The following is a 14,510-nucleotide window of genomic DNA, read 5'->3' as shown; positions in this document are numbered from 1 at the left end:
CGGCCTATTATCAAAGCTGCTTTTTCTTTTCAAGTGCAGCTGAAAGTTAATCCATCAAACCCTCTATCCATATGTTTGAATTTTGAGGTACATCCAAGTAAGACTGTGCCCAAAGGCACAACCTACTTGGATGCATATTTTATTACTAAAGATAGCCCGAAACTTTTCTATTATCTTTTCCCCAAAATATATCTTATTTATATTTATCTATTCTCCAAAATATATCTTCTTTATATTTTCAGTTATCTATTCTCCAAAATATATCTTCTTTATATTTTCAGTTATCTTTACTCTTATTTATATTTTCTATTATATAGAAATAACAATATTAGTATCCCGCCTAAGCCTGCAAGCATAGTATATAATCCCTGATAGCTAATACTCTTTTGCCCGATAATAACCAGACCAACACAAACAACAAGGATTATGCACTTTAAAACAATTCCTAACACTTTCATTGCATTTTCCATAGAGCACCTATCCTTTCAATCCGCCAAGCATCATACCTTGTGTTAATTTCTTCTGTACCATGATATAAAGAATCAGAGTTGGTAACATAACTAATACAAGACCAGCATACATACGTCCATATTGCGCTGCAGCATTCTGCGCTTTCATCAGATTCATCAGGCCAACTGGAAGTGTCTTTCCCCCCTTTGGATCAGCCAACAAGGTAATCGCAATGATGTACTCATTCCAAAATGATAAGAAGTTAAATAATATTACAGTAATAATACTTGGTCTAGCCATAGGTAATATAACTTTAACCATCGTTCTAAAATAACCGCTTCCATCAATGTATGCTGCTTCTTCGTATGTCTTTGGTATCGTTACTAAATAACCTGACAACAAATAGATGGTAAACGGAAGTGCAGTTGCAGCATAAACAATAGCTAAAACATAGATATTATTTAAGAAAAACGGAGAGAATCCCCATCCTTTCAATGCTTTATCTGCATCAATAAACATCAAAAATATTGGAACTACAATGTAGTTTACATTAATAAATAGTCCTGCCATAAACAGTATATTTAAAATTTTACGCAGCCTAAATTTGAATCTGCTTAGGCAATAAGCCGCTGGTAGCGAAACCACCAGAAGGACTAAAAGTGCAACTACTGTAACTATTACACTGTTTAGCATGTACTCTCCCATATGAGCACTACCCCAGGCTTCTACAAAATTCTGGAAGTAAATCGATTCAGGAAGTTTCCAAGGACTGCCGTAAAATTCACTATTCTTTTTAATTGAGGCTATAAATACCCAGCCTACTGGTACAATAATGGAGATAGCTAATAATCCTAATACCAGATAAATAACTATTTTCTTTAATGGAAGGTTCTTTTCTTTATTCATGTGTCACCTCCTACAATTCTAGCGGTTCGCGCTTGGTAATCAAGTTCACTATTCCACTTAAGGTAAAGGAGAACAAGAATACAACAACACCAATCGCCATACCATATCCATAACTAGAATTGGTGTAAGCTTGCTTATACATATAGCTTAGAAATACCTCAGTACTACCATCTGGTCCACCACTAGTCATCGCTTTTACAAGCATGAAGCTAAGATTAATACTACTAATGATAAAGAATGTTAACGTGGTTCTGATGTTGGTCCAAATGAGCGGAATCGTTAAATGAAAGAACTGACGAATACGACTTGCACCTTCTATGCTAGCGCTTTCGTATACACTTTCTGGGACACTTGCCATACTAGCCATGTACATAACCATGTAATAACCAATGGCCTGCCATATCATTGCAATCGCTATTGAAAATATAACGATTTTCTGATTTCCTAACCAATAAATCGGTTCACTACCCTTACCCCGGAATAAGGCTAAAATACTGTTTAACAATCCATTCTGCGAATCAAAGATTGCACTAAAAATTGCACTGATAATTACGATAGATAAAATGTTTGGTATATAAAACACAATGCGGAAGAAATTCTGACCAACAATTTTTTCTCTTGTTAATATTGCTGCAAATAAAAGAGCAAATGCTATGGTTACAATACTGACAATGATAATTAATAACACGGTATTCTCAAAGGATTGTAAAAACTTCATATCACTGGCAAGTTTTTTGAAGTTATCAAATCCTACAAAGGTTTTATTCGCCGAATACCCACCCCATTTGTAAAGAGACATTTTAAATATATTAATTGTAGGTATAATCATAAAGATCGTAAACAGAATTACTGCCGGTGCTACACATAAGAATATAAATAACGATTTCCCTCTATTTTTCATGTCTCACCTCATTTCTGCGCAGTATCTTGCGCTTATCAAGTTTGTGGTTTTATTGCAACCACAAATTGCATTACATCTATTGCATATTACATCTGCAAGTAGATGTGATATTCCCATATCAATAGTGTGTAAAAATCGCCTTTTGAATTTTCACATTTATCTCCAGTTTTAAAAAAACGGTGAGTAAAAGTTCTGCTCACCGTTTGTATTCGCTTACTTGGTGTTACAAAGTATGCTTAAATTTATTTTTTTAATGCAGCACGGAGCAAGTCACTATCCTTTTTAATTAAATCAATCCACTGAGCTTTTGTTTTATCTCCACTTACTAAGGAGTTTACTGTTCCAAATACGGTATCACTAAAATTTACACCTTCTACTGGTTCTGTCGCTGCAAATCCACCTAAAGCAGCCTTTGCCCCATTATCGTAGATACTGTAGAACAACTTGTTGTCACCTTCTAATTTGTCAGCAAAACCAACGATTGGCTGAACAGCACCGGACTCTGCAAAAATCTTAGCTGCTTCATCAGAATACATAAATGCTACAAATTGCTTTGCTGCGTCTTTATGCTCCGCAGCTGCCGGAACCCATAACTGCTCAAACCATGTGAAGGAATAAGAATCTTCACCCTTAGCGATTGCTGGAAGAGCTGTGAATCCCCACTCAAATCCATTTACACGAGGAGCATACTTCATTTCACCAACAACCCAAGTACCATTTGGCATAAATAGTGCCTTATTGTCTAAGATTAACTGCTGATTCTTAAGGTAATTATCATTGTTTGCGTTAGATGGAACTGATTTTTCGGTATAAGATGCTAATTTCTCAACAATGTCAAATGCCTTGTTTGCCTCTGGAGTATCCCAAATACCTTCTGTGTATGTGGTTGCTTTTGCGAAGAAATCTGCACCGCCTACTTCATAAAGAAGTGCATAGAAGAATGCATCGAAATAACCTGCGGTTGGATAAGCAAATAATGCGATACCTTCTGCTTTTGCTTTATCTGCTAATGTCCACATCTCATCCCAAGTTGTTGGAACTGTCCATCCTTTTTCTGCGAATAAGCCTTTGTTGTAAAATAAGCCACATGGGCTATAGAACATTGGTGCCATGTATGTTTTTCCATCGTTATAAGGGTTTGTTAAAGAAGATTCTGTAAATCCTCCAGCAATTTTATCACTAACCTTCTTATCTTCTCCTGGAACTGTCATGCTTAAAACATCAGTAAGATCTTCTAAGCCATTCTCTTTTATTAAAGTCTCTGTTAAAGCTGCTGGACGTCCTGTTGCTAAATGAACAACATCTGGATAATCACCAGCCTTCATTCCTGCACCAATCACATCCTCTAACAACTTGTCAGTTGTAAGTTCAACTTTAATTCCTGTCTTTGCTTCAAATGCTTCACAAACTTTTGTCCACATGTCAGGACCATAAGCTGTCTCGATTGCTGCTACTTTAATTGTAACATCTTGCTTTGGTTTCTCTGTTGGGTTCTCTTTCGAAGCCTCATTCGTAGGCACTGCGGTAGGAGCTGTGCCTTCACCTGTTGTGTCTTTTTTACCACAACCAGCGAGTAAACTAATCATTAATGTAAGTACTAATAAAATACTACCTATTTTTTTCATATATTTATCCTCCTTTATGACTATATTTGTAGTATACCGTATTTTTTATTATAACCAATAAAAATATTGCTTTCTTCTTTATATTTATTGCTGTATAATATACATTATAAATAATCAATTAGTAAATTTGCAGAATCTTTTTGTATAGTATTCACATAAGGAGGAAAATTATGAGTAACAGTCGTTATAATTTTAAAATAGATAACGAATCTGAAGCGTCTATGATTCATAAAGAGGATTCTACGCTATCCTATACTTTTAATCCCGATGGCAAACAGGGCAATCAAGTTCATGTTACTCTCCTTTATGTCGCCATTTCTAAATACGGTACTGACTGGAAAAGCTTACCCCATTCCCATAACTTCGCAGAATTCTTTTATATCACCAATGGATCAGGACAGTTCTCTGTAGAAAAAGAAATTCTTGACGTAAAGGCCAATGACTTAATCATTTTAAACCCTACAATCGTACACACAGAGATCTCAAACCCGTCAAAGCCAATGGAATATATCGTGTTAGGTATTGAAGGAATTAAATTTCAAGCAGAAGACCAAGGATATATCCTCTTAAACAGCTCTGCACATAAATCGGATTTGCATCTTTACTTTAATTCACTCGCACATGAAATGAAAAGTGAACAGCCATACCGTAACTTTGTGTGTCAGAACTTATTAAATATCATCTTTACGATGATTCTTCGCAATGATGCTTTTAAGATTTCTATAGTCAGCGGACCGAAACTAACAAGAGAATGCAATATTGCCAAAAAATATATTGAAGAGAATTATCAAGAAAACATTACAATTGAAACCTTAAGTTCCCTCGTGCATCTTAATAAGTATTACTTTGTTCATAACTTTAAAAAGCAGTTCGGAACTTCTCCTATTAATTATTTGATTAAGAGGCGAATAGAGGAAAGTATGCATCTTCTTGTAAGTACGAATCATTCCTTATCCTCAATCTCACAGATTGTGGGGTTTTCATCCCCTAGCTACTTTTCTCAAGCATTCAAACGAATGACTAATATAACACCCCAGGAATATAAAAAAATGTATAAAGTACCATCGTCGTAGCTCATTGATGAAATAAAATGGACCCTGTAAACAGAGTCAGTAGAAAATAGAGTGTATAAGCTCTTTTTTCTAACTGTCTATTTTACAGGGTCCATCTTATTATAACAAATCCATTTTAAGTCTCATTTTTAATATAATTTAATCACGATAACCATTAGGATAGTTGCACTGCCAACGATATGCATCTTCACACATCTTTTTAAGCTCTCTGACTGCTGTAAATCCAAGTTCTTCTTTCGCTAACTTAGGATCTGCATAACAAGTTGCAATATCTCCTGGTCTTCTAGCTTTCACAACATAAGGGATTGTTTTTTTACAAACCTCAGAAAAAGCGGTAACCATCTCAAGAACGCTATAGCCCTTTCCAGTCCCTAAGTTATAGGTCTTTACACCTTCTATTTGCTCAAGTTTCTCAATTGACTTCACATGACCAATTGCAAGGTCTGTCACATGGATGTAGTCTCTAACTCCGCTACCATCTGGCGTATCATAATCATCACCGAATACTTGAAGTTCTTTTAGTTTTCCAACTGCTACCTGTGTAATGTATGGTACTAAATTATTTGGAATACCAAGTGGGTCCTCTCCAATCATACCACTTTCATCTGCACCAATTGGATTAAAGTAACGTAATAAGATAATCTTCCATTCGCTATCAGCAACTACTAAATCTCTTAACATCTCTTCCTGCATTAATTTCGTCCTACCATATGGATTCGTAACAGAAAGTGGAAAATCCTCCTTTATTGGTACGGTATGTGGATTCCCGTATACTGTTGCAGAAGAACTGAATACTAATTTCTTTACCTGAAACTTTGACATAACTTCGCAAAGTACTAAGGTAGAAACTAAGTTATTATAGTAATAAGCAAGTGGTTTTTGTACAGACTCTCCAACAGCTTTTAATCCAGCAAAATGGATTACCGACTCAATATTTTCTTTTTCAAATACTTCGGTTAACTTCTCTTTATCTTCTACGTTAAATTCATAGAATGTTAAATCCTTGTTCGCTAACTTTTTTACTCTCTCTAAAGATTCTTTCGAAGAATTGCTTAAATTATCGACAACAACAACATCATATCCTTTTCTTAGCAATTCAAGACATGTGTGGCTTCCTATATATCCAGCCCCACCGGTAACTAAAATTGACATCTCTTTTCCTCCTTAACGATACTTAGAAACTTTTTCTTTCATATCATCCCATTTACGTTCCATATCTAGAACAAGTGCCATTTGTGTATGGCAACGGTCAAGGTTATGTTCCTCTCGATGAATTCTAAAGTAAACATCTCCTTCTAAATAATCCATTAGGAAACGCATTCCGCACTCTAATGTCATCGTTTTTGCTCCATGAGGTAGCATAGAGATTTCGGTATCAGTCAGACTGCCTTCACAACCTGTCAAATAACCCTTTACATATAGTTCAAATAAATCTAAATCCAAACTCACTTTCGATAAATCCTTTTCATCCTCTGTTGCAGTGTTTGCACCAAAACGGATAGAATCACCAAAATCAAAGATAGATAAACCTGGCATTACAGTGTCTAAGTCAATGACACATAAACCATTCCCTGACTTATTATCTATCATTACATTATTAAGTTTTGTATCATTGTGTGTAACACGGAGTGGAAGTTTTCCTTCATCTAAGCATTTTTTACAGTACTCCATATCTTCTTTTCTCTTGATAAAAAACTCAATTTCTTCCTTTACATCTTTAGCGCGGTTGCATTTATCTTCATTCACAGCTTTTAAAAATGCTTCATAACGTAAAGGTGTATTATGAAAGTTTGGTATTACCTCATATAAGCTGGTTGCATCAAAGGCGGATAATAGTTTCTGAAATCTTCCGAATGCAACTGCACTTTGATAAAAGTCCTCTGGTTTACTAACTTGTTCAAAGGAGGTAGCATCTTCTATAAAAAGATACATTCTCCAGTAAGAGCCTTCGGTATCTAAATAGAAGGGTTTACCATTCTTCGTATTGATTATCGTCAATACTTCTCGTAATTCATCCCCACCAAGTTTTCTTACCTCATCTTTTAAAAATGAAGTTACCTGAGCAATATTAAACATTAATTTCTCCGGCTCTTTAAAGATACTATGATTGATACGCTGTAATATGAATCTTTTTATCTTTCCATCCTTTTCATAAGCTACAACAAATGTATCGTTAATATGGCCATTTCCGTATCTCTCATAACTCTCAACTGTTCCTTCTACTTGAAACTGAGCAATCGCATTTTCTATTAACTCATTTTTTATTTCTCTTGCCATAATAGCACCTCCACTACGATTTTACAATCCTTACCATAGATTTTCCGGGTAAATTCCTTGTTCTTTTAACTTTGCTATCTCTTTTAGTACGACTTCTTTATCTTCTTTATACGTAACACCAAACCATTGATCCTTAGAATGTAATACCTTTACCTGCACCTTCTGACTTTCAATCATATGCTGAACAACGGTTGGTAAGAAAAACTCACTTTTCTCTGGGTTATTAGCAACCTCTGTCTTCAAGAAAGTATCAAACTCTTCTTTTAGTTCCGCCATAATATTTGCTTGAAATCCCCATAGATTCATAGAGACCGTACTGTCAAATGATATTTCTTCCCAAGTATCTGTTTCACTCTCATAATACTTAGCACCGTCAGGGAATTTTTCAATCTTTGTTCTCTCCGTAATCTTAGTTAAGAAACCTTCCTCATTCACATTACATACCCCTCTTGCAACAGAGCCATGTTCTGTCAATGTATTTTTTAATTGATATCCCACCATAGAATAAAGATTAATTTGTTCTATAGAACTTAGGAAATCATAAATTTTTACAAAAGCTTCTCTACCATAAAAATCATCTGCGTTAATTACTGCAAATGGTCCTTGAATCTTATCCATGCAACATAAGATTGCATGACCAGTTCCCCATGGTTTTACTCTACTTTCTGGGACAGTAAAGTTCTCTGGTACTTTGGCGATTTCTTGATAAACATATTCAACTTCTACAATCTTTTCAATGCGATTTCCAATCACTTCTTTAAAGTCTTCTTCTATTTCTTTCTTAATAATAAAGATAACTTTCTTAAATCCTGCTTTGATTGCATCAAAAATTGAGAAATCTATAATAATATGTCCCTGCTCATCCACTGAATCAATTTGCTTTAATCCACCATATCTGCTTCCCATTCCAGCAGCCATAATTACTAATACTGGCTTTTCCATGATAATACGTCCTTTCATTGTATGTTTTATTCGTTTTTTTTGAGTTTTTGATTTAGTTTACGTAACATTACGTAACATAGTTTGTTTCATAACGTTTTGTTACGTTTATATTAGCACGTGTTAAACCATTTGTAAACAGAGAATAATCATTTTTTTGTTTTATTCTAGTTTCTGATTTTAATCTCATTTTTATCTCTGGGTTTATTTCTCGATTTATTTTTTGTTTTATTTTCCTCATTAAAATGCTACAAAATATATATAATTTTGAATGATTTACATCTAAATAATAAAATCTTGTTTTTCCGTTGAATGATTACTTCTATATCATAGAATTTTTTTCTGCTGAGTGATTTACTTCTACATCATAGAATCTTGTTTTCTGCTGAATGATTTACTTCCACATCATAGAATCTTGTTTTCTACTAAATGATTTACTTCTGCATTATAGAATCTTGTTTTTCCGCTGATTGATTTACTTCTATATCATAGAATCTTGTTTTTCCGCTGATTGATTTACTTCTATATCATAAAACCTTGTTTTTTCCACTGAAACATTGACAATAAAACAAAAATGAGGTAAAGTAAATATAACGTAACAAATAACTAAACAAACAAATATTATCCTATCATTACTCTAAACAGAAAGGGGATTCTACCTATGAGTACCATACGAGAAGTTGCAAAATTAGCGAATGTCTCTATCGCTACTGTTTCTCGCGTTTTAAATAATGATACTAAATATAAGATGACCGAAGAAACCAAGAATCGTGTACTTGATGCAGTAACTCAATTAAATTACATCCCTATTACGACCCCGCGAAAAAAAATGACAGTTACGAATTCAAACATTTGTAAAGACGCAAAAATAGGTTGTATTTTAAGAGTAACGAAGAAGGGCTATAACGATCCTTACTATATGTCAATCCTTGCCGGAGTAGAAACACAATTAAGAGAAGTTGGAATTGAACTGTCCTTTATCAAGTCAGCGCCAATTCTTCAGGACAAAAGCCATTTAGCTTCAACCTTTAGTGATTCTTTGGATGGGTTAATTTTGATGGAGCCATTAAACGAAGACATCTATCACTACATTAAAAAACGTGTGCCTCATGTCGTGGGTATTGATACTTTACGTGATGATATTGATGATGTTGGTTATGATCATTTAGAAAATGGTATCCTTGCGACACAGCATCTCATTGAAAAAGGGCATAAAGAAATTGGATTTATCGGTGGAAGTGGAGAGTCCCAAGATATCAAAGACAGTAAACGTTATCAAGGTTATGTCATAGCAATGCATAAAGCAGGCTTACCGATTCAGAAAAAATGGATCATAGATTGTGGCTGGAACGAAGATGAATGTGTAGCAAAAGTAGATGCCTTATGTAAAAGTAATCACTATCCTACTGCTTTTTTTGCAGCCAGCGATTTGATGGCTATGGCTGCAATGAAGAGTTTTTATACCAATGGTATCTCCGTACCTAAGAGAGTTGCAGTCATTGGAATGTCAGATATTGAAATGTCTCAGTACTCAAATCCTCCACTTACCACCTACCACGTTCCAAAAGAAGAAATTGGTAGGGTTGCAACCAATCTGTTACTTGCAAGAATTCAAGGTTATGAAACACTGCCACAGAAAATCATTCTACCTACTACTTTCGTTGAAAGAAGTTCAACCTGATATAACGTATAATTTTAAAAACTTAAATAATAAAGCTGAAATGAAAAAAGGTGTCCAACAATGGATGATATTTTTGTTGGACATCTTTTTAGTCGCTTGAAAGAATTTAAAATATGATATGCAAATTTTTCTGATTTCTTCAAGACATTTAGAAAGATTCTTATCATTTTAATATACTTGTGCTATACTTTTGATAACAGCAAAAGAAAGGAGGGTACTTATGGGTTATAAAATTTCAGCAAGACAAAAAATAGATAAAATAAAAGCTACAAAATTTAATTCAAATCAGAATATGAACGACTCAAAAGATAATTCAATACATAACAATAAAAAATTGCAGCTTAATAAAATCCTCCATATACTCTCTTTTATTATATTAATGATAGGTACTTATCTACTGATTGACCTTCTATGGATTAGTCCTATGAAATCAAACAATGCAATGAAAAAGATCCAGCAGATATATGAAAAAAGCACTCCTATCCCTGAAGATACTATAGCCCCCTCAATTCCGAAGGCAATTGATGATCAAGTGTCATCAGGAAAAACATCCGAAATAATACCTATAGAAAAATTCAAACAACTATTAGAACTTAATCCTGACATTAAAGGTTGGATTCAAATAGAAGGAACCAATATCAACTATCCAGTACTACAATCCAGTAAGGAGGAACCAGAATATTACTTGACGAGGAATATCAATAAGGAGGAGGACCGATTAGGTAGTCTTTTTTTAGATACAAATACAGAGATTGAGACACCAACGCAATGTTTATTAATCCATGGTCATAATATGACAAGTACTGGTAATATGTTTCACGAATTGATGAAATTTAACGATATGGACTTTTTGATTAATTCTCCAATTATTCAATTTGATACACTATATGACGTAAGCTTATGGAAAATTTTTGCTGTTTTTAAAACAAACGGTTCCTCAGCAAAAGAAGAACTCTTTGATTATCAACGTGGAAGCTTTGAAGATTCCTCAGATTTCTTAAATTTTGTTTATCAGATAAAAGTTCGTTCCATTTATAATATACCTGTAGAAATTTCCAAGGAAGATCAACTGCTATTATTATCAACCTGCTCTTATGAGCTTCCTAATTATCGCACTGTTATCGTAGCTAGAAAATTGAGGCCAGGAGAGTCCAAAGAACTATCGAGGGAATCCGTAACGAAAAATAAGACTCCTCTTTATCCAGATAGCTGGTATCAACAATACGGTGGAATTCCTCCAGCTATTACTAATTTTGAAGAAGCACAAAAGAATCATGATATTAATTGGTATCAAGACTTTACGAATGGCACAAGATAAAATTAGAGGGTATCTTAGAAAGATACCCTCTAATTTTGTATCACCTTCCTTTTTTAGTAACGCATAGATACTTTTATCTAGTCCCTATAAGTAACTTTATATTCAAAGTTTTTATTCTTTAAAATTAATTTTATATCTCAACAAAACGATTTGCTTCTTCATTTAAACTTATAGAAATCATTTCATTATTCTTTATTTCTTTACTAATCTTAGACATCTCTTCCACCAAATTCGATGCATTATTTGCAGCGTTAGAAACTCCCATTGCACTTTCATCCACAGCAGAGGCGATACCATGAAAGGAATCACTCATATTTTCTATCATACGGTTTAACGCTTTTATGTAATCCATGAATTGAGTGATATTGTCATGTAAAAAGGAAGCATCGTTATCATATTGTATTCCACTAACTACATTCTTATCATAATCACCTAATACCGTAGTTTGAATATAATCTAATACAAGTTTTGAACTATCCGAAAGATTTAATACAGCATCACGCACTAAACCACTGATTTCTTGAATATTCGTAGCTGTATTTCGGCTATTATCTGCTAACTGACGAATTTCATCTGCAACAACGGCAAAGCCTTTTCCCGCCTCTCCTGCACGCGCTGCTTCAATCGATGCATTTAATGCTAATAGATTTGTTTGATTTGAGATAACTAAAATATCATTGGTTAACTCATCAATACGTTCCACCTTCTTACTATTTTCGATAGCTTCACGTAAGGTATCACCTATTTTATTAAGCATCTCGCTGGTTGTAGCTTTCTTACCAGTCGCATCTTCCTTCATTGCATTCGCTCTTATCTTCATCTCACCTATGTATTCCATAGTTCCTACACTCTTATCTACCATGGTGGTGACATCTGTATTAAGAATACCAATACTATCTATCATGGAAGATATCGTTGCCGTAACTTCCTCCATACTAGCAGCTAATTGCTGCATGGTAGATGAAATATCGCAAGAATTATCATTCACTTGACTGATACTGTTTGAAACTAAAGAAATGCTTAATTTTAACTGCTTAGAATCAGAAACCATATGACCCATAATTCCCTGTAATGTTTCTAGGAAGGTATTAATACCTGACACTAAATGCCCAATTTCATCCTTCGTATATACTGTAACTCTTTTTGTTAAATCTCCTTGCCCAGAATTAAAATCATATAATATTTCTTCCAGTTGCTTAGTAGATTTTTTGGTTGGTGTAATGATCGACTTTCTTGTAATTACAATTACTGCAATAGTGAGAAATATCATAAACCCAATACCAATATAATTGGATTGTATACTAGTATCATAGATTCCTTTCAGTTCCGACCTAGCAGCTTCCATAGCCTCTGGGTTACTACTGTCCACATTATACGCAGCATCATGAATCTTTTTGACTGAATTCAAATTTGTAATATTTGTTACTATACTAAATAAAGATAACAGCAATACAACCGATACTAACTTTGTTCGAATACTTTTACGCATAAACATCCTCCTATGTACTTCATATTATTTTGACCTTCCCTCATAACTAATTTGGCTCGTGTATATTCAGAGCTCCAACCCTTAACTTAGGATGCAATCCTTACTGTCCCAAAACAATAAATCACTTTTATGTACAATATATTAATAATAAATTTCATCTATTTTACCCCTCTAAAATAGATTCATAATGAAAGGATTACGTCCTTACTCCTTTGGACACCTTCTTTCTGTAATGTGAGTTAAAATAACATAGAAAATTATACCAATTTCGAAATATAACTTCAATAGGAAACTATAATTTCATGACAATATTATGCATTTCGCACTTAATTCCAATTATTTACGAAGTTGCATAAAAAGGCTCTATAATAAATGTTGGGGTATGTGAAATTAATTCGCTACTCCAACGTTTTTTATTTTATAATAATAAAAAACCTCCCAGTGCCAGTCTCGAAACAAATCACCAGGAGGTTGCATAAATGCATAATTATTGTATCAATAAACTACTAAATTTAAAAGAGGTAAAAGTAAAAAATATAATTCATGGGGATTCCTATGTAAAAATCTTTATTGAAACAAAGGCTAGCGTACAAACTTGTCCTTGCTGTGGTCGCCATACCAAGCAAATTCATGATTACCGTTGGCAATCCATCAAGGACTTGCCCTTTCAACTAAAGCATTGTTACCTAGTTTTAAAAAAGCGACGTTATCGATGTTCTTGTGGAAAAAGATTTAGTGAAAAGTATTCTTTCCTTGCTCGTTATCAGCAAAGATCTACTCGCTTAACTCAATACATAGTAAATGAATTAAGAGATACTACTTCACTAAAATCTGTTGCTAATAAAGCCAATGTTTCATCCGCTACTATTGTAAGGATTCTAGACACAATCCATTATACTTGCCCTTCTTTAAAAGACGCGATATCCATTGATGAATATAAAGGCAATGCTGAGACTGGAAAGTATCAATGTATCATCGTTAATCCAAAGCAGCGCTCCATTATGGATATCCTTCCTGACCGCACACAACCTCACTTATCTGCCTATTTTCGGAATATAAACCGTAGCGAGCGATATCGTGTAAAATATTTTGTGTGTGATATGTGGCAGCCATATGTGGATTTAGCCCATAGCTATTTCCCCAATGCACAAGTAATTATTGATAAATATCATTTTATTCGTCAAGTCACCTGGGCAATTGAAAATGTAAGAAAGCGACTTCAAAAAACAATGCCTACTTCTTTAAGAAAATACTATAAACGAAGCCATAAACTGATTTTAACACGCTATCATAAACTAGAAGACGAATACAAAAAAGCATGTGACTTGATGCTTTATTACAATGATGACTTACGAAAAGCGCATATGTTGAAAGAATGGTTTTATGATATTTGTCAAAGTACTAAGTACTCCTTTCAGAGAACACAGTTTTACGAATGGATTCGCAATGCAGAAAGTTCTGGTATAGCAGAGTTTGAAAAATGTGCTGCCACATACCGTCACTGGGGAAAAGAAATATTAAATTCTTTTAAATATGGAATTACAAACGGACCAACAGAAGGTTTTAATAATAAGATAAAAGTTCTTAAACGTATTTCCTATGGTATTCGAAACTTTGAACGTTTCCGTACTCGTATTTTACACTCTTGTAACTAAATAACAATAGACTGGCACGAGGTTTATTTCGTATGCCCAAAAATATATGTTATAGGCCCCAAATATAAAAATAGCTCTACATCCAGTAATGGAGCATGATTGATAACAATTATACCCCAAGACTTGACATAGAGCCCATAAAAATAAGCTGTAATACTTTAAATATTCAAATATCAAAAGTATCACAGCCATTTAT

12 protein-coding genes are annotated in these 14,510 nt (G+C 34.0%); 4 read left to right on the top strand and 8 right to left on the bottom strand.

What is annotated here, in order from left to right; genetic code table 11:
- Window positions 1-293 precede the first annotated feature (293 nt).
- From CPHY_RS21905 to CPHY_RS03115, 4 genes are all read right to left on the bottom strand, one after another.
- Window positions 294-470: a DUF6903 family protein gene (locus CPHY_RS21905; RefSeq protein ID WP_012198607.1), complete on the bottom strand. Its 177-nt coding sequence runs from the start codon at window positions 468-470 to the stop codon at window positions 294-296.
- Between the two features lie 7 nt (window positions 471-477).
- On the bottom strand, window positions 478-1,356 hold the full coding sequence (locus tag CPHY_RS03125) for a carbohydrate ABC transporter permease (RefSeq protein WP_012198606.1): 879 nt from the start codon (window positions 1,354-1,356) through the stop codon (window positions 478-480).
- 10 nt (window positions 1,357-1,366) lie between these two features.
- Window positions 1,367-2,257 carry a carbohydrate ABC transporter permease gene (locus CPHY_RS03120; protein WP_012198605.1) on the bottom strand — a complete coding sequence of 297 codons (891 nt, stop codon included), beginning with the start codon at window positions 2,255-2,257 and terminating at the stop codon, window positions 1,367-1,369.
- A gap of 242 nt (window positions 2,258-2,499) precedes the next feature.
- A complete protein-coding gene (locus CPHY_RS03115; protein WP_012198604.1) occupies window positions 2,500-3,882 on the bottom strand; it encodes a carbohydrate ABC transporter substrate-binding protein in 1,383 nt (460 codons plus the stop codon).
- A gap of 170 nt (window positions 3,883-4,052) precedes the next feature.
- On the opposite strand from CPHY_RS03115, the gene CPHY_RS03110 reads away from it, so the two are divergent.
- Complete coding sequence (locus CPHY_RS03110; protein WP_012198603.1) at window positions 4,053-4,955, top strand: AraC family transcriptional regulator; 903 nt, start codon at window positions 4,053-4,055, stop codon at window positions 4,953-4,955.
- Window positions 4,956-5,093: 138 nt separating this feature from the next.
- Here CPHY_RS03110 and galE read toward each other — a convergent pair whose 3' ends face one another.
- From galE to CPHY_RS03095, 3 genes are read right to left on the bottom strand one after another with little or no spacing between them, the layout of a single operon-like run.
- Window positions 5,094-6,107 (bottom strand): UDP-glucose 4-epimerase GalE, encoded by a 1,014-nt coding sequence (gene galE, locus CPHY_RS03105; RefSeq protein WP_012198602.1) that lies wholly within the window; start codon window positions 6,105-6,107, stop codon window positions 5,094-5,096.
- A gap of 12 nt (window positions 6,108-6,119) precedes the next feature.
- On the bottom strand, window positions 6,120-7,232 hold the full coding sequence (locus CPHY_RS03100; RefSeq protein ID WP_012198601.1) for a phosphotransferase enzyme family protein: 1,113 nt from the start codon (window positions 7,230-7,232) through the stop codon (window positions 6,120-6,122).
- 30 nt (window positions 7,233-7,262) lie between these two features.
- On the bottom strand, window positions 7,263-8,174 hold the full coding sequence (locus CPHY_RS03095; RefSeq protein WP_012198600.1) for a nucleotidyltransferase family protein: 912 nt from the start codon (window positions 8,172-8,174) through the stop codon (window positions 7,263-7,265).
- Window positions 8,175-8,832: 658 nt separating this feature from the next.
- Between CPHY_RS03095 and CPHY_RS03090 the strand changes: the two genes are divergently transcribed.
- Both CPHY_RS03090 and srtB read left to right on the top strand, forming a co-directional pair.
- Entirely contained in the window at window positions 8,833-9,852 is a 1,020-nt protein-coding gene (locus CPHY_RS03090) for a LacI family DNA-binding transcriptional regulator (protein ID WP_012198599.1), read from the top strand.
- Window positions 9,853-10,072: 220 nt separating this feature from the next.
- Entirely contained in the window at window positions 10,073-11,170 is a 1,098-nt protein-coding gene (gene srtB / locus CPHY_RS20535; RefSeq protein WP_012198598.1) for a class B sortase, read from the top strand.
- Between the two features lie 130 nt (window positions 11,171-11,300).
- Here srtB and CPHY_RS03080 read toward each other — a convergent pair whose 3' ends face one another.
- Window positions 11,301-12,659 carry a methyl-accepting chemotaxis protein gene (locus CPHY_RS03080; protein WP_012198597.1) on the bottom strand — a complete coding sequence of 453 codons (1,359 nt, stop codon included), beginning with the start codon at window positions 12,657-12,659 and terminating at the stop codon, window positions 11,301-11,303.
- A gap of 479 nt (window positions 12,660-13,138) precedes the next feature.
- Here CPHY_RS03080 and CPHY_RS03075 point away from each other — a divergent pair, with 479 nt between their 5' ends.
- Window positions 13,139-14,314, top strand: coding sequence for an ISL3 family transposase (locus CPHY_RS03075; protein WP_012198596.1), 1,176 nt, complete (start codon window positions 13,139-13,141; stop codon window positions 14,312-14,314).
- Window positions 14,315-14,510 lie beyond the last annotated feature (196 nt).

Origin of the sequence: Lachnoclostridium phytofermentans ISDg, assembly GCF_000018685.1 — a bacterium.
Classification (GTDB): domain Bacteria; phylum Bacillota; class Clostridia; order Lachnospirales; family Lachnospiraceae; genus Lachnoclostridium; species Lachnoclostridium phytofermentans.
This window is presented reverse-complemented; position numbering and strand designations above follow the sequence as displayed.